At 72.8% G+C, this 17214-nt stretch carries 10 protein-coding genes; 6 read left to right on the top strand and 4 right to left on the bottom strand.

Features of this window, described 5'->3' with window-relative positions; genetic code table 11:
* Nucleotide 1: 1 nt before the first annotated feature.
* Entirely contained in the window at nt 2-1177 is a 1176-nt protein-coding gene (locus JYJ93_RS06370) for an amino acid deaminase/aldolase (RefSeq protein WP_206787301.1), read from the bottom strand.
* 389 nt (nt 1178-1566) lie between these two features.
* Between JYJ93_RS06370 and JYJ93_RS06365 the strand changes: the two genes are divergently transcribed.
* Both JYJ93_RS06365 and JYJ93_RS06360 read left to right on the top strand, forming a co-directional pair.
* Complete coding sequence (locus tag JYJ93_RS06365) at nt 1567-2694, top strand: LuxR family transcriptional regulator (RefSeq protein WP_206787298.1); 1128 nt, start codon at nt 1567-1569, stop codon at nt 2692-2694.
* A 31-nt stretch (nt 2695-2725) separates the two neighbouring features.
* Nucleotides 2726-3874 carry a metallophosphoesterase gene (locus JYJ93_RS06360; RefSeq protein WP_206787296.1) on the top strand — a complete coding sequence of 383 codons (1149 nt, stop codon included), beginning with the start codon at nt 2726-2728 and terminating at the stop codon, nt 3872-3874.
* Between the two features lie 28 nt (nt 3875-3902).
* On the opposite strand, the gene JYJ93_RS06355 is transcribed toward JYJ93_RS06360, so the two are convergent.
* Nucleotides 3903-5282: a thioredoxin family protein gene (locus JYJ93_RS06355; RefSeq protein ID WP_206787294.1), complete on the bottom strand. Its 1380-nt coding sequence runs from the start codon at nt 5280-5282 to the stop codon at nt 3903-3905.
* A 111-nt stretch (nt 5283-5393) separates the two neighbouring features.
* Between JYJ93_RS06355 and JYJ93_RS06350 the strand changes: the two genes are divergently transcribed.
* The 4 genes from JYJ93_RS06350 to traB all read left to right on the top strand — a co-directional run bounded on the left by JYJ93_RS06350 (nt 5394) and on the right by traB (nt 12151).
* On the top strand, nt 5394-7133 hold the full coding sequence (locus JYJ93_RS06350; RefSeq protein ID WP_206787292.1) for a GTPase: 1740 nt from the start codon (nt 5394-5396) through the stop codon (nt 7131-7133).
* Between the two features lie 87 nt (nt 7134-7220).
* Nucleotides 7221-8285 (top strand): hypothetical protein, encoded by a 1065-nt coding sequence (locus JYJ93_RS06345; RefSeq protein WP_206787290.1) that lies wholly within the window; start codon nt 7221-7223, stop codon nt 8283-8285.
* Between the two features lie 141 nt (nt 8286-8426).
* A complete protein-coding gene (traA, locus tag JYJ93_RS06340) occupies nt 8427-10529 on the top strand; it encodes an outer membrane exchange protein TraA (RefSeq protein ID WP_277989458.1) in 2103 nt (700 codons plus the stop codon).
* Nucleotides 10526-12151 carry an outer membrane exchange protein TraB gene (traB, locus tag JYJ93_RS06335; RefSeq protein WP_206787288.1) on the top strand — a complete coding sequence of 542 codons (1626 nt, stop codon included), beginning with the start codon at nt 10526-10528 and terminating at the stop codon, nt 12149-12151. Before traA ends, traB begins: the two co-directional genes overlap by 4 nt.
* A 63-nt stretch (nt 12152-12214) precedes the next feature.
* Here traB and JYJ93_RS06330 read toward each other — a convergent pair whose 3' ends face one another.
* Both JYJ93_RS06330 and JYJ93_RS06325 read right to left on the bottom strand, forming a co-directional pair.
* Nucleotides 12215-13054, bottom strand: a complete 840-nt coding sequence (locus tag JYJ93_RS06330; RefSeq protein WP_206787286.1) for an Ig-like domain-containing protein — start codon at nt 13052-13054, stop codon at nt 12215-12217.
* A 116-nt stretch (nt 13055-13170) separates the two neighbouring features.
* Complete coding sequence (locus JYJ93_RS06325) at nt 13171-17190, bottom strand: protein kinase (protein ID WP_242543688.1); 4020 nt, start codon at nt 17188-17190, stop codon at nt 13171-13173.
* Nucleotides 17191-17214 lie beyond the last annotated feature (24 nt).

Raw genomic sequence — 17214 nt, 5'->3', positions numbered from 1 at the left:
GTCACCCCCATTCGCCCCGGTAGGTCGGGACCTCTTCCACGACGCGCCCCCCGGAGATGAGCAGCAGCGTGCGGAAGTGCTCGCACACCTCGCCTGCCTTCGCGTGCCGGAAGAACACCGGCGCGCCCAGGGGCAGCGGCACCGGGCCCGCGTACGCGATGGGCGTCTGCACCTCGCCCGCGCCCTCCAGCGGGAGGAGCTTCGCGCCCTCGGGGAGGTAGGGGACGGGCAGCTTGTCCACGCCCGCCGAGCCGGAGGCCACGAAGCCTCCCCCCTGGAGCGTGAAGAGGCCCGGGCCGGGACGCCGCGTGACGGGGATGGCGAACGCCACCGCGGGCTGATGCTGGAAGCCGCGATAGCCGTCGAAGAGCGCGGGCGAGTACAGGCCGCTGCCCGCGGTGAGCTCCGTGACGCTCGCGTCCTCGCGGGTGGACTCCAGGCTGCCGGTGCCCCCGCCGTTCACGAAGCGCGGCGCGAACCCCGCTTCCTTCAGCGCGGCCACCACCGCCTGCCTGCGCGAGTGCACGCGGCCCACCGAGCCCCGCTTGAGCGCCCGGATGACCACGTTCTTCGGTCCCGCGTGCGGCGCGGCGTCCGGCACGCCCGCGAGCTGCGCCTCGTAGCCCATGACGCCCGCGAGGAAGACCGCGTCCCCTTCCGCCGCGATGCTCCTCGCCACCGCCAGCGCGTCCTCCGGCGAGCGCACCGGCGAGCGGTGCACCCCGAAGCGCAGGCCCGGCAGGTCCACGGACAGGTCCACGTCCAGGCACAGCGGCGCTCGCGTCCCGTGCCGGCGGGCCGCGCGGGCGGCGAGCGCCACGTGCTCCGGCGAGTCGACCATCAGCGTCACGGGCGCTGGCGGCCGGCACAGCTCCGCCAGGGCCTCGGCATCCACCACGGGGTAGCCCATGAGCAGGTCGCTAAAGCCGCGCTCCCGCAGGTGCACGGCCTCATCGGCGCTGAAGCACATGAGGCCCTGGAAGCCGGGATGCCCGTCGAGCACGCGCCGCAGCAGCGCGACGCACCGCACCGACTTCGTGGCCACCCGCACCGGCAGCCCGCCCGCGCGCCGCACCAGCGCCGCCGCGTTCTCGTTGAGCAGGTCCAGGTCCGCGAAGGCCAGGGGCAGCCTCCGTCCCTCCAGCGCCTGGGCGTAGTAGGCGTAATCACGCGGCATTTCAGGGCCTCCGGGCGCGGTCACGACGGGAGCGGACATCATCGCCGCGCCCCGTCGGGCCCGGGGCCTGCTGGCACCGGGCGCGTGGGGTGGTGGACAGGCGAGGACAGGAGCCGGAAAAGGGGCAGCGCGCCGGACATCCCTGGGGGAACGCCCGGCGCGCGCACACGCGGATACTTCGACTCCTAGGTCGGCCCACCCCCCCGGAAGGGCACGGAACGCCATGGTGCCGCCAGCCGAAAGTCATTTCTATTGAGGAAATCACGCGAGTCTTAAACGACTCGGGGGGCAGGGAATCACTTCCCACCTGGACAGGCGGAAGAAGCACTGATTCCACTCCCGACCTCACAAGTCTTCCAATTGTCTCCAACGGCTATAGTAAGAAAATCGTGATTGATTTGATTTCCGAGGACCAACGCCTCTTGCAGGAGCTGGAGGGCCTTCTGGAGGGGTTGGAGCCCGGCTCCGAGGCCCTGCCGACGGTCCTCGTCGCGCTCCGAGGCGCCCTGCGCGCGGAGCGGACGGCGGCCTACGGCGTGGACGTGGGCCCGGACCGCTATCACACGTCGTTCGTGCACGGCGTGGGCTTCCCTCAGCCGCCCTCCGTCCTCTCCGAGGCCTTTGACGCATCGCTGCCACCGGCGGGCAGCCACTTCGGCTATTTCGATCCCGCGCGTCCGCCGCTGGCCCAGCGCAACCGGGCGATGCGCTTCTCGCCCCTGGGCATGTCGGAGCCGCTGCGCGCCCTGCCCATCACCGGCGAGGGCGAGGGCCCGCTGTGGGAGCGGTTGGGATTGAGCGAGGAGGAGTGGGAGCACGCGCGGACGCAGCTGGCCGGGCATGCCTCCCAGCTCTACCGGCAATTGGGATTGGAGCAACTGGCGCAGCTGCGGGTGCTGGTGTGCGAAGGCGACATGCTGCTGGGGTGGGTGGGCGCCTTCCGGACGGAGCCCTTCACGGAGCGGGAGCAGCGGCTGTTGCAGGCGCTGACGCCCGCCATCCAGCGGCGGATGGCCATGGACCGGCGGCTGCGCGAGGCGGGCCTGCTGGGGCCGGCGCTGGGCGCGGCGCTGGAGGTGCTGGGGCGGCCCGCGTGGGTCGTCACGTTCAGCGGCCGGGTGATGCACGCGAACAAGGCGGGGCAGGCGCGGTGGGAGCAGGACTCCCAGGCGCTGGCGGCGCAGGTGCGCGAGTGTCTGCGGAGCCCGCCGGGCACGGGGCCGTTGTTCTCCTCCGGCCCGCTGCGCACGCAGGGGCTGCCGGACCACTACCTGGTGCTGGACCCCGGACCGCCGATGGAGCCGACGTCGCGGCTGCCCGTGCTGAGCCAGCGCTGGGGGCTCACCGCGCGCGAGGCGCAGGTGCTGGAGCACGTGGTGCAGGGAGAGACGAACAAGGCCATCGCCCTGCACCTGGGCTGCGCCGAGCGCACGGTGGAGGTGCACGTCACGCACCTGCTGAACAAGGCGCAGGTGGAGAGCCGCTCCGCGCTCATCTCTCGCTTCTTCCAGTCCTGATGCGCCCGCGCGGCGTGACTAGGATGGGGGGATGGATGAAGCGCTCTTGAGGAAGGCGCTGGCCCGCGCCGACGCGGCGGTGGCGAGGGGGCCACACGCGGTGCCGGCGGATGGGCGGCGGCGCACGCTGCACGTGGCGATGGGGGACCCGCAGGCGGACTTCGACCGGGTGCTGTCCATCCTCTCGCTGCACGGGCTGCTGGACGAAGCGGGAGGGCTGCGGCCGGACGCGTGCCTGGTGTGCGTGGGCGACTACTTCGACTGGGGCCCGGCGGCGGACCGGGAGCGCGTGGCCCGGAGCGCGCTCCGGCTGGTGGCGTGGCTCGCGTCCCATCCAGCGGATCAGGCGGTGATGCTCCTGGGCAACCACGACCTGGGGCGCGTGGGCGAGCTGGCGGACTTCACGGATGCGACGTTCCGCGCGGCACAGGTGGAGGCGGACCGGATCTACGCGGGAGACGACACCGACGCGGCGGCGGAGCGGGCCTTCCTCCAGCGCTGGCCCGGATTGCCGACGGTGGAGCTGGCGGCGCGGGACTTCAGCACCTGGACCGAGGAGCAGCGCGCGTGGGTGGAGCATCTGCTGCGAGCACGGCGCTTCCGCGTGGCACATGCGGCCGGAGACTCGCTGCTGGTGCTGCACGCGGGCGTCACGCGCGAGGACCTGGGGGTCGTGGGGCTCGAGCCCGAACGGTGGGCGGAGGCGCGCGCGGTGGCGGAGGCGCTCAACGGCGTGATGGACCGGGCGGTGGCGGCGTGGAAGGGCGGGCCGCTCGTGCTGCCGGGGCTGCATCATCCGGGCAATGCGAAGGATGGCGAGGGCGTGGGCATCTTCTACCAGCGGCCCAGCCTCGCCGCGGAGGACGGGGAGCGCGTGCGGGGAACGCCCCGGCGCAGGTTTGATCCGCGGAGGTTGCCGCTCGGGTTGACCCAGGTGGTGGGCCACACGCGGGACAAGCGGGTGCGGGAGCTGGTGTCACCCGGTCCCGTGCGCGACGGAGTGCTGCGCCACCTGGTGACGGACGGGACGCGCGTGGACTACGCGCACGGCCCGCCGCCCGTGACGGGCCCGGGTGAGGCGGTGATGGTGTTCACCGACGGCGCCATGCGCGAGGGCCGCGCGGAGGACTTCGAGCTGTTCGACCTGGCTGGCCGTCGCGCGGTGCCGCTGGCTCCGTGATGGTCCCGCGCGACGGTCCGTGTACGGACTACGGCGCCGCGCCAGGCACGGCGGCGGGCGACTTGAGGCCGGCGAGCTTCTTCTCCAGCGACTCCACCTGACGCGGGGACACCTGCGCGGCGGGCAGCGTCTTCGCGAAGGCGAGCGCCTCCTCCAGCGTCTTCACCGCGCCCGCGGTGTCCTTGCGCGCGACCTGGATGTCCGCGCGGCCGGAGAGCACGGACAGCCGCCGCGCCCCCTGCACCCGCGCCAGCGCCCGGTCGTTCGCGGCGAGCGCGTCGTCCAGCCGGCCCGACAGGCGGTACAGCGTCGCGAGCCGCGCGGGCGGGTTGTAGTCCTGTGGCAGGTCTTTCTCGCTCTGTTCCAGCGCGGGGATGGCCCGCTGCGGCTGCTCCAGCGTCATCGCCGCGAGCATGCGGTGCGAATCGAACACGCTGCGCGCCTCCGGGTTCGGCGCCTTCGCGGCCTCGCCCTCCAGGAACGTCAGCCACTGCTGGGCCACCTGCTTCGCGCCCGCGGTGTCCTTGTCCTGCTTGCGCGCCTCCACCAGCACCTCGTACAGGCCGGAGCGGTCATCCGCCTCCATGTCGATGGCGGGCGGCGCCAGCACGTCGCGCGCCTTCGCCTCCAGCGCGTGCCGCAGGTCCGCCGCCTCGGGCGTCCCTTCCGGGATGGCCAGCGCGCAGGTGAGCCCGTTGAGGACGCCGTTGGCCAGGCTGAGTGAGCGCGGCACCTTCGGCAGCTCCGCCACCGCCTTCTGTGCGCAGGGCACGTACTGCTTCGCTCCGTACTGCGCCATCAGCAGCGACTCCAGCGCGCGGCCCCGGCGGGACCAATCGGCGGGCGCCTCCGCGAGCGCGAGCGACAGCGCCTCGGCGGCCTCCGCGGGCTTGCGCTCTCCGTAGAGGGCATCACCCCGGGCGAGCAGCGCCTCTGCTCCGGTGGCGCCGCCCTGCCAGGCGCGCTCGCCGTCCTCGAAGAGGCGCTCCAGTTGGGGCACCGTCGCGCTGCCGGCGAAGCGCAGCAGGGCCTTCTCCTCGCGCGGGTCGATGATGAAGAAGGTGGGCCAGAACTCCACCGGGTACTTCTCCTGGAACGTCGCGTTCTGGGTCAGGTCGGTGTTGAGCTCCAGCCACACGAAGCGATCCGCGTGCTTCGCCAGCGCCTTGTCCGTGAAGACATACGCGCGCATGGAGCGGCAGGTGTGGCACCACGGCGCCCAGGTGTCGACGAACAGGGGCACACCCTTCGCCTTCGCGTCCGCGAGCGCGCGGGCGTAGTCGTCCGGGATGAAGGGCAGCGGGCCTTCGGCGTGGGCCTCGGCGGACGCGGGCGCGGGCGCGTTGGCGTTCGTGGCCGTGCAGGCGATGGACCCCGACAGGAGCAGGCAGGCGAGGAGGGAGCGCATGCGGCGCACCCTACCGCGCCTCTCCAGGGGTGTCCCCGGTGGACAGAGTGCGCACACCGCGCTGGGCACCACGCCGCGTGCGTGCTGTCCTACGCGTGGCCCCCTATGCCCATGAAGGACCCTCGCGCCCTGCGCACCGCCCTCGCGTCCGCCCTGGACGCCCTGCCCGCCTCCGAGCGCTTCCCCGACGGCGGTGACGCCGACGTGGCCCGCCGCCTGGCTGAACGCCTGCGCCGCGACCTGCTGCCCCGCCTGGGAGATGGGGACGCGCCGCTGCTCCTCGTGGCCATCGCCGGCCCCAACAACGTCGGGAAGTCCACGCTCTTCAACTCGCTGGCGAAGGCGTCCCTGTCCCCCGCGCGGCCCGAGGGCGGGCTCACCAAGCAGTGCCTGGCCGCGGCGAATCAAGAGACGTGGACGGGCGCGCTGAAGGACATGCTGACCCAGCGCTACGACATCATCCCGGTGGCCGACGGCACCGTGGCGCCCGTGGACGAGGCCGGGCCCGCGGGCCGGCTGTACCTGGTGCTGTCGGAGGCCGTCCCGCGCGGGCTGCTGGTGATGGACACGCCGGACTTCGACAGCGTGTACCGCGACAACCGCGAGCGGGCCGAGGCGCTGCTCGTCACGGTGGACGTGCTGGTGTTCGTGGTGAGCCGGCAGACGTACCAGAACGCGGCGCTGGTGGACTTCCTGCGCGCGGCGGTGGGCCACGGCAAGCCGTACCTGCTCGTCTACAACGAGGCCACGCGCGAGGACGTGGCGCGCGGCCACCTGGACAAGCTGGCCCAGGACGTGGGCCACCCGCCCCTCGCGCGCTACCTGGCGCCGCACCAGCCGGACGTGGAGGCGGGGCTGAAGCCGCTGGCCACGGAGGCGCTGGATGGACGGCCGCCGCTCGCCGCGCTGCTGGGACAGGCGGAACATGCGCGCGAGCTGAAGGCGCGGGCGCTGGAGGCGTCGCTGTCGGATGCGCGCTCGGAGCTGGACGCGGTGGCGAAAGCGGCGACCCGCGCGGCCCGTGAGCCGGAGCGGTTGAGGCAGCGGCTGCGGCACGACCTGCAAGGCATTGGCGCGCAGGCGGCGCTGAAGGCCGTGCCCGCGGACGTGCTGGTGGATGCGTTCCGCGACGAGTTGGATGCGCGCAGCACCTTCCACCGGTTCGTGCGGCTGCCGTTCCGGGGGCTGGCCACGGCGCTCACGTTCGTGAGCCGCAAGGTGCGCGAGTCCTTCACCGGGCCCCAGCCGCATGAGGCGCTGCCCTCGCAGGCGGTGGATGACTCGCTGAAGGACGGGCTGCGCAGGCTGGTGGATGCCTTCGCGCCGGAGGTGGCCGCGTGGCGCGGGGACGGGGAGACGCGCGAGAAGCTGGCGCAGGCGTTCGGACCCGCGATGCTCGGCCGGCTGGATGCGCCGCTGGACCTGGGCGCGCTGCACGCGCACGCGGCGGACCGGGCCACGCTGTATGACTTCTGCCGCCAACTGGTGGGCAGCGAGCTGCAGGGCGGCATGCGCGAGGAGCTGCTCCAGGCGCTCACCACGCTGGTGTACTCGGTGCCATCCGGCGCGGCGGCGGTGGTGACGGTGGCCACCGGCGGCCTGGGCCATGACGCGGTGGTGTGGGCGGGGACGCTCCTGTCCACGCCGCTGCTGGAGCGCTTCGTGGACCTGCTGGGCGCCCAGGTGCGCGCGACGGTGACGCGCAAGTGGGCGGACGCGCACGGGGCCACGCTGGCGCGGGCCCTGGAGACGCGCTTCTTCGCGGAGCTGTTGTCCCACCTGGACGCCCAGGCGGAGGGCTGGCTGCGCACGGCCTCCACCCTGGAGACGGCACGGCGGGCGGCGGAGTAGGCGGCCGGTTCCTGACAGGGTCCCGCCTCCCGGATGGAGGCGAGACTTCGTGCCTCATCGTCACCGATGCGTCATGCTGGGTCCGCCATGACCGGTCCGGGCCCGGAGGCGGGTTCTCCTCTCATCCTGTCGTTCCGTCATCTGCTGACCGAGTCCGTCAGTGCGTTCCTCGACGAGGCGGACATGACATGTCCGCAGACGGCGGACGCGCTCAGCGAGCTGCTGGTAACGCTGTCGCGCTACCGCGAAGAGGGCGCGCTGCTGTTCCCCACCGCGTTCCTGGGTGACGACCTGGGCACGATGATGGAGATGCTGGGCGGGCACGACCCGATTCCCCTGGGCTCGGGGCCTCGCAACCGCGCCACCATCCAGCGGGCGCTCAAGCAGTGCGCGCCGCTGGGACAGGGGCGCTGGTGGGCGCTGTACCTGGTGCGCGATTCCGCGGGCCTCACCTACGGCATCTTCCGCACGGATCCGTTCCCCCTGGCGGAGACGCCGCTGGAGCGCCTGCGGCACGCGCCGGACCGGGGCGCCCGCGTGGTGGGCGTGTTGCAGTTGGCGGACAATATCATCGAGCTGCGCGGAGGCGGCGGGCTGTGCCGGCACGTGTACCTGTCTGGCGCGCGCGTCGACCTGGAGCCGCCCTCCGTGGTGCTGGACGCGCTGGCGAGCGCGGTCACCGAGCAGGTCCTGCCCTCCAGCCGCGAGTACGCGCGAGGTTTCTTCCAGCGGGTGCTGTTCGAGGTGATGCAGTCCTCTCACGGCACGCTGGTGGCGGTGTTGCCCCGCGAGCGCGCGGGCTCCGCGCTGTTCGTGGACGGCATCCTGCTGCCCCGGCCCATGGACGTGGTGGCGCTGCTGGACCGGCACCACGCGACCCAGGACGGCAGCGCGGCGTCAGCGGTGCGGGCGGCCTCGCAGCTTTTGCGCGGCATGATGGCCACCGACGGCATCACCGTGTTGCGCGCGGACGGCTGCATCCTCGGGTACAACGTCTTCGTGCGTCACCCGGAGACCCTGGCGCGGCAGCCGGGCTTCTTCGGCGGAGCGCGTCGGCGGACGTTCGAGGTGCTGTGCGCGGCCCTGGGCAACGAGCTCGCCGCGGCGTTCATCCGTTCGCAGGACGGGGATGTCGCGTGCCGTCGCGCGTGACGGTTTCCTGTTTTGCATGCTGTCCGGATTGATTGCGACGCGGAGGGACGGAGGACCCTGGAGGTCGCATTCGGGCACTGGGACTCGGGACGTGGGCGGAAGGTTGAGAACGTCAACTTAATCTGTAAGGCTGCGCGCGCTTTGCGCACTGCTCCCCTCCCCCTCCGCGCGTACGCCGCGCTGTCCCTGCTCGCCGTGTGCCTCGCGAGCGCGCCTGCCGTGGCGCAGAAGCTGCCGGCTGTCGTGGTGACGGGGGCACCCGCGGCGCCGTCGCCCACGGATACAGGTACGGGGCTCTGCATGGCGTCCAACGTGTGGACGCGCACCACGGCGGAGTATCCGCAAAGTCAGTCGCTCTATACGGACAACCTGAATGCTTACATGGAGGAGAACCGCGCGACGCGCATGACCTCCGTGCTGCGCTCCGCGTTCGACCTGTCGAACAACCTGAACGACGGTCGAATCCTGAGCTACGGCGACTTCGTCAACGTGGTCTCGGGCTGCGCCCAGGGCGGCTGCCCCTTCCACTACAACAATTCAAGCACGCGCTTCGTCTCACGCTTCCGCGGCTACTTGAATGTCACTCCGGCCATGGTCGGGCGCGTCCTGCACTTCGGCTTCTACGCCGATGACGCCATCAGCCTCGTCCTGTTCGACAAGGCAAGCAGACGCTACGACATCATCATCCGGCCGCCGGAGTTGGGGGCGCCAACACGACGCACCACCAACTCCGTCACCTTCACCCAATCCGGGCTTTACCCTATTGAACTGCTCTACGTGCAGATCGTGGAGCACGCTGCGCTGGAGTTCGCCGTCCTGGACGGAGCATTCACGGACTTCGATCAGCCCGCTGGTGAGGATCCGGTCGTCCCGCTCAACACCGCTGGCTTCTCGCTGGTCCAGCCCGCGCAGCTGTTCCAGACAGAGACCGGCCGCCCGTCGTTCCCGGACAACCTGGACCAGTGCGTCCAGTGCAACCGGCAGTTCGCGAACCAGCCCGGCAATGGCAGTTGTGGTCCGTCCTACTACTGCAACTCCGCTGCGCTCTGCGCGCCCTGTGACACGAACCTCCTGTGCGGAGACACGTGCTCACCTTGCGGTCCTACCGCGCCCATCTGCGCGCAGGTCAACGGTCAGTTCACCTGCGTCGCGTGCACCCAGAACAGTGACTGCGCCACGGGCCGCTGCGACACCACCAACAACGTGTGCACTGGCTGCGTCCGCGACTCCGATTGCGGCTCCGGCCAGGTCTGCGACGAGCCGAACTTCACCTGCGTCCAGTGCACCTCCGACGCGGAGTGCCCCGGCAGCCAGGTCTGTGACCTCACCGCGAACACCTGCGTCGAGTGCAACGAAGACACCCAATGCGACCGTGGCGAGTCGTGCTCCAACCACGTCTGCACGCCCTGCAACACCAACGACGCCTGCGCCGGCAACTCCTGCAACTGCTGCCCCAAGGGCACCCAGTGCGCCGCGCCCACTCCCGGCGCCCCGCCCTCCTGCGTCGAGTGCACCACCGACAGCCAGTGCTCCAACGGCCAGCGCTGCGACACCCTGAACGGCGCCTGCGTCGACAGCATCGCCGAGTGCAACACCTCCGACCGCTGCGGCCCCGGCTGCTCCAAGTGCCCCGGCGAGCGCCCCTTCTGTCTCGACGGCGAGGTCTGCGTCCAGTGCCGCAACGACCTGGAATGCGGCGACGGCCAGACCTGCGTCAGCGGTGAGTGCAGCTCCTGCACCACCGACAATCGCTGTGGTCCCCGCTGTGACTCGTGCGGCGGTGACACCCCGTTCTGCCTCTCCGACGGCACCGTGCAGAACAGCGTGTGCGTGGGCTGCGTCAATGACTCCGACTGCGGCAGCGGCACCTGCGACCCCACCACCCGCACCTGCTCCAACACCGGCGCCTGCGCCGTGACGTGCGCGGAAGGCACCGTGTGCGACGGCTCCGCGTGCGTCGAGTGCTTCGCGGATGCCCACTGCCCCTGCGGCGGCACCTGCGACCTCACGTCCAACACCTGTCTCGAAACGTGCGCCGACAGCGGCGACTGCCTGGGCGTCGAGTTCTGCTCCGCCGAAACCCAGCAGTGCGAACGCGGCCGCCGCAAACCCGGCACTGAACCCCAGGGCGGCGCCTTCTGCTGCGGCACCACCGCCGAGGCCACGCCCACCGGCAGCACCGCCATGCTGGTCACCCTCGCCCTGGGCTTCCTCTTCCTGCGCTCCGCCCGCCGCGTCCGATGAAGCCCTCCCGCACGCCGCTGCTCCCGCTGCTGCTGGCCCTCGCGCTGTCCACCGCCGCCCACGCCGCGCCGGATCCGCGCTTCAACATCCAGGTCTTCCGCCCCTCCGGCGCGCCGCAGGACCTGGTGATGGTCACCCAGTCCCGGCCCCTGTCCCACCTGTCCGTCTCCGCCGGGCCCTACTTCAGCTATTCCATCAACCCGCTCTCGCTCGTCCCCAAGGACGGAGACCTGGGCTCCATCAGCCTCGTGGGCAACCGGCTCCAGTTGGATGTCATGGCCACCGTCGGCCTCTTCGACTGGTTCGAGGTCGGCGTGGACATGCCGCTCGTGCTCCTCCAGGGCGGCCAGAACCTGGAGGTCATCGGCACCGAAGGGCCCGTGGAGAGCTTCGCCCTGGGCGACCTGCGCCTGATGGGCAAGGTGGCCATCCCCGGCTTCCGCCGCTCCGCGGAGGGCCACGGCTGGGGCGCGGCGCTCACGCTCAACGTCAGCTTCCCCACCGGCGTGCAGGAGGCGTTCGCGGGCGACGGCGAGCTCACCTGGGCGCCGGGCCTGGTGCTCGATTACCGCTTCGAGTCCGGCATCCTGCTCGCCTTCAACGGCGGCTTCTGGAAGCGGCCGGACGTCATCTTCAGCGGCGTGCAGCTGGGAGACATGGCGCCGTTCGGCCTGGGCACGGAGGTGCCCCTGTTGCGCGGCAGCGGCATCACCGCGCTGGGCATGGTGAACGGCGCGGTCGGCCTCAAGAAGGCGCCGGGCCAGGAGCGGCAGATTCCCGCGGAGCTGCTCATCGGCCTGCGCTGGTACAGCTCGCTGGGCGTCACCTTCACCTTCGGCGGCGGCCTGGGCTGCGGCTGCTCGCTGGCGTCTCCAAACCTGAGCTTCTTCACGTCCATCCTCTGGGTGCCCGCCAAGACGCGCGAGTGGGAGGCCATCGAGCGCTTCAAGGAGCCGCCCGAGCCGCCCCCGCCGCCCGTGGACCCCGACTTCGACGGCGTCATCGGTGAGCGCGACCGCTGCCCCAACCTCGCGGGCCCGGTGGAGAACAGCGGCTGCCCGGACACCGACGCGGACTCCGACGGCGTGGTGGACCGCATCGACAAGTGCCCGGACGTCCCGCAGGGCAAGCGCGGCCGCGACGGCTGTCCGCTCGCGCGCACGTCGGGGAACAAGATCGTCATCCTGGAGCAGGTGAACTTCGCCACCGACCAGGACGTCATCCTCTCCGAGTCCTACCCGGTGCTGGAGGAGGTCGCGCGGGTGATGGAGGAGAACCCGAAGATGGACCGCATCCTCATCGAGGGTCACACCGACTCGCGCGCCAGCGACCAGTACAACCTGGACCTGTCCAAGCGCCGCGCCGCCAGCGTGAAGCGCTTCCTCATCGAGAGCGGCGTCGCCGCGGAGCGCGTGTGCTCGCAGGGCTTCGGGCGCAGCATGCCCGTGGCCGACAACGCCACCGAGGAGGGCATGGCCCTCAACCGCCGCGTGGAGTTCACCATCCAGCCGCCGAGCGACGGGCCGCGCCCGCCCTGCCCGGATGACGTGGAGGCCGCGTCCAAGAAGAAGCCCGGCAAGCGCCCCGCTCCGAAGTCTCCGGCGCCGAAGAAGAAGCCGTAGCGGCGCCGTCGCATCGAGGGTCCGTCGCTCCAGGGCGGCGGGCCCGGCGTCGCGGACGCGGCGCTACTCGACGATGAAGTCGGCGGCCGTGCGGCGGCGGCCGGCCACCACCGACACCACCGCGCGGCCCTTGCCCACGGCCGTCACGCGGCCCTCGGGCGACACCGTCACCACGGCGCTGTTGGAGCTGAACCACTCCAGCGGCACCTTCTCCAGCGCCACGCCGTTGCGGTTGTACGCGCGCGCCTGGACCATCACCGACTGGCCCTTCTTCTTGAAGGTGTACGAGGTGAGGTTCAGCCCCAGGCGCGCGAAGTCCGGCGGCACCACCTGCACGGCGATGGCGCGGTGCAGGTGCCCCAGCGTCGCGGAGACGGTGGCCACGCCGGCCGACGCGGCGATGAGCTCGCCGTTCTCCACGCGTGCCACGGCCTCGTTGCTGGAGCGGAAGTCGGGCGCCGCGTCGGGGATGACGTGGCCCGCTTCATTGCGCGCCACCACGCGCAGCTTGATGGTGCGCCCCACCTCCACGAAGTCCGCGCCCGGCGCGCGCACGTCCAGCGACGCGAGGATGGTCAGGTCCAACGGCAGCGCCGCTTTCGCGCGTCCCCCCTGCACGCCGATGATGGTCTTCCCGGACTTGCGCGCCACCACCGTGCCGTCCTCCAGCACGGAGGCCACCTCCGGCGCGGAGCTGGTCCAGCGCAGGCGCGTGTCCATCATCTTGCGCCCGTCCGCGTCCAACACCGTGTAGCTGAGCGGCAGGTTCTGCCCCTGGGTGCGCAGGTAGCGCTGCTCGGGCGGCTCCAGGGTGATGGTCGTGGGCGTCGGTCCACATGCGCCCAGGACACCCAGCGCGAGGAACCCCAACAGGGAAAAGGAGACGGGACGTGAGGTCTTCACGAAGGCAGGCACGGGGGCAGGTGGGGAATGGCCGAGTCTACCGGTGGATCACCCGGCGGGCGTGAAAACCGTGAGCGCCCGCGACGAAGTCCGCCCGCCCGCACGCCTGCTGACGACTACTGCCCACTTCCCCGGCGCGGGGCCCGGGCCTCCATCGCCCCCAGCACCTGCGCGGCCAGGGCCTCCCCCTCCCGCCAGCCCGCCACCCGGGCGCGCTCCCTCGCCTGCTCCAGCCGCTCGCGCGCCTCCGGGGCCCGGCCTCCCGCCACCAGCAGGCGCCCGGCGTTGTAGTGGATGCGCGCCACCTCCTGGGCATCCCCGCCCTGCTCGGCCAGCGCGAGCGCGCGCTCCAGGTCCGACAGCGCCTGGGCCGGCTCGCCCGCGAGGACCCGCAGGCCCGCGAGCTGCGACAGCGCCCGCGCCTGTCCCGCCGCGCTGCCCACCGAGCGCGCCTGCTCCGCCGCGCGCGTGAAGGCCACCCGAGCCCGGTCCAACTGCCCCAGCCGCTGCTGCAGCCGGCCCAGCAGCAGGTAGTGCTCCCAGAAGAAGTCCGTCGTGTGCGGGGTGCGGTTCCCCATGCGCTGGAAGGCCCGCGCCAGCAGCTCCACCGCGGCCGTCGTCTCGCCCTTGGCCTCACGCACCCGCGCGAGCTCGCAGAGCACCAGGGCCTCGACCTCCGGGTCCGCGCCCGCCGGCCCCTGCACCATGCCGAGGCGCACCTCCGCGTCGTCCACGCGCCCCAGCTTCAGCTCCGCGACCGCCAGGCGCCGCGCGACCTCCGCCCACCGGCTGGGCGTCTGCATCACCGGCACGCGGTCCAGCCACGGCGTCACCAGCCCGTCCACGGCGGCGGGGTCCGCCTGCGTGAGACAGCCCGCCGCGCGCGCGAGCACGTCCAGTTGCCAGCGCACCACCGCCGCCGTCGCGCCGGGCGCCCGGCCCAAGGCCCAGCGGAAGAACTCCACCGCGGAGCGCCACTCGCCCCGCGCCGCGAACCAGTCTCCCGCCCGCTCGCACGCGGCCGGCGCGCCAGCGGCATCCGCGCCCAGCAGGTGGTCCGCCACGCGCACCTCGCGGGCCGGCTCCTGCGCGAACGCCACCATCTCCAGCGCCTCCGCCAGCTCCTGGTGAGCGCTCCGCAGCTGCGAGGGGGACAGGCGCTCGCGCAGCACCTGCCGCGCCTCCTCGCTCCTGAAGCGGAAGATGCCGGGCTGCCCGGGCACGGGCACCACCCACTCCGCGTCCTCCAACACGCTGGCGCCGTCCGAGGCCAGCAGCGACGCGCGCACCAGCTCCGCGCAGAAGAGCGAGCCCTCCACCGCGGCCCGCTGGAGGAAGCGCAGCGACGCGGCGGGCAGGAGCTCCAGCCGCGCGCCCAAGGCCTGCCCCAGGCCCTGCGGCAGCGCCGCGGGGGACAGCGGGCCGTTGGACTGGAAGCCGCCCTCCGTTCGCTGCAACACGCCCACCGACACCAGCAGCCGCACCAGCGCCAGCGCATGCGCGGGATTGCCGCGCACCCGGTCCGCCACCGCCCGCTCCAGCGACGGCGACAGGGCCATGCCCAGGCTCGCGGTGAGCAGCGCGTTCAGCTCCGACGGCGACAGCCCCTCCAGCACCGTCACGGGCAGCGACGCCAGGGCCGTGGGCACCGCGTCCACGTCACCCGTGGCCACCAGCGACACGCCTGGCTCCTTCGCCGCGAGCAGCCCCGCGAGCATCTCCAGCGAAGGGCCGTCCACGCGGTGCATGTCGTCCACCAGCAGCAACAGGCCGGACGGCTTCGCCACGCGCTGGATGGCGTCCACCACCGCTCCGTCACCCGCCGGGAGGAGTCCGCCACCTTGCGGCGCGCCCCGCGCGAGCCTCCGCCAGAGCGCCGCGGCCTCCGGTTCGGAGAAGCCCAGCCCCGACAGCGGGGGCAGCGACGCGTCTCCACCCGTGGCGGCCCGCGACAGCGCGGCGAACACCGTGCGCCACAGGCCCAGCGCTCCCGCGGAGCGGGGGTCTCCACCCCACGCGTACACCACGCGCGGCGAGGCGCCCGTGGCCAGCTCCGCCACCGCCTCCAGGAAGCGGCTGCGGCCCACGCCCGAGGGCCCCACGAAGAGCCGCGCGCCGCCTTCGCTCCTGCACGCCGCCTCCACCACCAGCGCCGCCTGGGTCAGGGCCTCGTCGCGCCCCACCAGCGCGTCCACGCGGGTCGCGGGCGCGCCGGACTCCACCCGCCACGCCGTGCCACCGGGCAGCTCGCGTGCCATGCCGATGCGCACCCCGCCCGCCTCCACCAGCAGCGACTTCACCGAGGCGCCCACCAGCAGCTCGCCGGACACCGCCGCGTCCGCCAGCGCCTGGGCCCGCTCCAGCCCCACGCCGGACAGCCGCGACGCTCCGGCCTCCGCGCTCACGCGCACCACGCCGGACTCCAGGCCCCGCCGCAGGTTCAAACCGGCGCCGCCCAAGTCCTCCGCGCACTGGAGCGCCCGCGTCGCGTCCTCCGCGTGCGCTTGCGGCAGGCCGAAAGGCAGACACCAGTGCGTGTCCGACAGCGCCATCGCCTCCACGTGGTGGCGCGTCGAGAACTGCGCCACCGCCTCGCGCAGGCGGGCCGCCTGGGCCGGCTCGCCCGCGACCACCAGCAGCGTGAGCCGGCGCATCTGCGCCTGCGCGTCCATCGCGCGGATCTTCACCGTGGGACCCGGGGCCTCGTCCCCCAGGGCCGGGGGCCCCTCGTCGTCCTCGTGCGCGGCGGGCGGCCCGGCCAGGGCGGAGGCCAGCGGCGCGGGCACCTCCATCGTCGGGTCGGTGGGCGGCTCGTGCACGGCGCCGTCGCCGCGGCGCGCGGGCGCCTTGGCCGTCGGCGCGTCGGGCAGGTCCTCGTCGCCCAGGTGCACGGGCGGCTCGCGCAGCGCGGGCATCATCGCCAGGTCCGGCGCGGCGGCTCCGGAGGCGGGCGTCCGGGCCAGCCTGGGCACGTCATTGCCGGACACCGGCGTGAGCAGCTTCGGCGCGGCGTCCCCGGCCGGGGGCGTGAGCGAGTTTCCGCACGCGGGGCAGAAGCGGCTGGTCGCGGGGGTGGACTGGCCACAGCGCGGGCACGACACGTTGGAGGGCTCGCGGACCTGCGGCAGCCCGGGCTCGCCAGCGCCCGCGTCGCGCAGGCGCGCCAGCACCACGTCACCCACCAGCCGCGTCACCACCGCGGGGACGCTCTCCTCCGGCGGCTCCGGCGCTTCGTCCAGATAGGTCTGGAGCGCGCGGGCCACGTCCGCGCAGCGGGCGAAGCGCTGACCGGGCGCGCGGTGGAGCATGCGCAGGATGATCTGCTCCAGCAGCGGCGACAGCCCCTCCACGAACTGCGAGGGCCGGGGCACCGCCGCCAGCGCGATGCGCCGCATGGCCTCCGCGGGGTTGTCCGTGTCGATGAACGGCCGGCGCGTGCACAGCTCCCACAGCACGACTCCCAGCGCGAACTGGTCGCTGGTGCCGGAGACGGGCTCGTTGCGCACCTGCTCCGGCGACATGTACCGCAGCTTGCCCTTGAGCACGCCCGTGCGCGTGCGGCTGGCGCGGATGGTCGCCTTGGCCACGCCGAAGTCCACCACCTTCGTCAGGCCGTCCAGGCGCACCATGATGTTCTGCGGGCTGATGTCCCGGTGCACCAGCTCCAGCGACTGGCCCTGGCTGTCGCGCGCGTGGTGCGCGTGGTCCAGCCCCAGCGCCGCGTCGCGGATCATCTGCGCGCAGACGCGGTGGGGCAGCGGCGTGCTGGCCCGCGCCGCGGCCTTGGCCAGACGGCCCAGGTTCTCGCCCTCGATGTACTCCATGGCGATGTAGAACGTGCCCTGCCACGCGCCGACCTCGTACAGCGAGACGACGTTCGGGTGGTTCAGGTGCGCCGCGACGCGCGCCTCGTCGAGGAACATCTCCACCGAGCCGTCGTGCTCCAGCAGGTCCGGCAGCAGGCTCTTGAGGATGACGGGGCGCTCGAAGCCGCTCACCCCCACCTGACGTGCCAGGAAGATTTCCCCCATGCCCCCCACGGCCACGCGGCGCAGCACCGCATACCTGCCGAAGATGAGGGAAGACGGGGAAGCACCGGACACCATCGCCCTTGAACCGTACCCAGCGATCGCCATCCCCCGCCAGTCCCCGGCCCTTTG

The sequence above is a fragment of the Corallococcus sp. NCSPR001 genome (genome assembly GCF_017309135.1).
In the GTDB taxonomy this organism is placed as follows: domain Bacteria; phylum Myxococcota; class Myxococcia; order Myxococcales; family Myxococcaceae; genus Corallococcus.
This window is presented reverse-complemented; position numbering and strand designations above follow the sequence as displayed.

Bases quoted from the DNA above. Each gene is read 5' to 3' on its own strand.
- JYJ93_RS06370 (WP_206787301.1), bottom strand. From the start codon at position 1,177: ATGCCGCGTGATTACGCCTACTACGCCCAGGCGCTGGAGGGACGGAGG.
- JYJ93_RS06360 (WP_206787296.1), top strand. From the start codon at position 2,726: ATGGATGAAGCGCTCTTGAGGAAGGCGCTGGCCCGCGCCGACGCGGCG.
- JYJ93_RS06355 (WP_206787294.1), bottom strand. From the start codon at position 5,282: ATGCGCTCCCTCCTCGCCTGCCTGCTCCTGTCGGGGTCCATCGCCTGC.
- JYJ93_RS06350 (WP_206787292.1), top strand. From the start codon at position 5,394: ATGAAGGACCCTCGCGCCCTGCGCACCGCCCTCGCGTCCGCCCTGGAC.
- JYJ93_RS06345 (WP_206787290.1), top strand. From the start codon at position 7,221: ATGACCGGTCCGGGCCCGGAGGCGGGTTCTCCTCTCATCCTGTCGTTC.
- traB (WP_206787288.1), top strand. From the start codon at position 10,526: ATGAAGCCCTCCCGCACGCCGCTGCTCCCGCTGCTGCTGGCCCTCGCG.
- JYJ93_RS06325 (WP_242543688.1), bottom strand. From the start codon at position 17,190: ATGGCGATCGCTGGGTACGGTTCAAGGGCGATGGTGTCCGGTGCTTCC.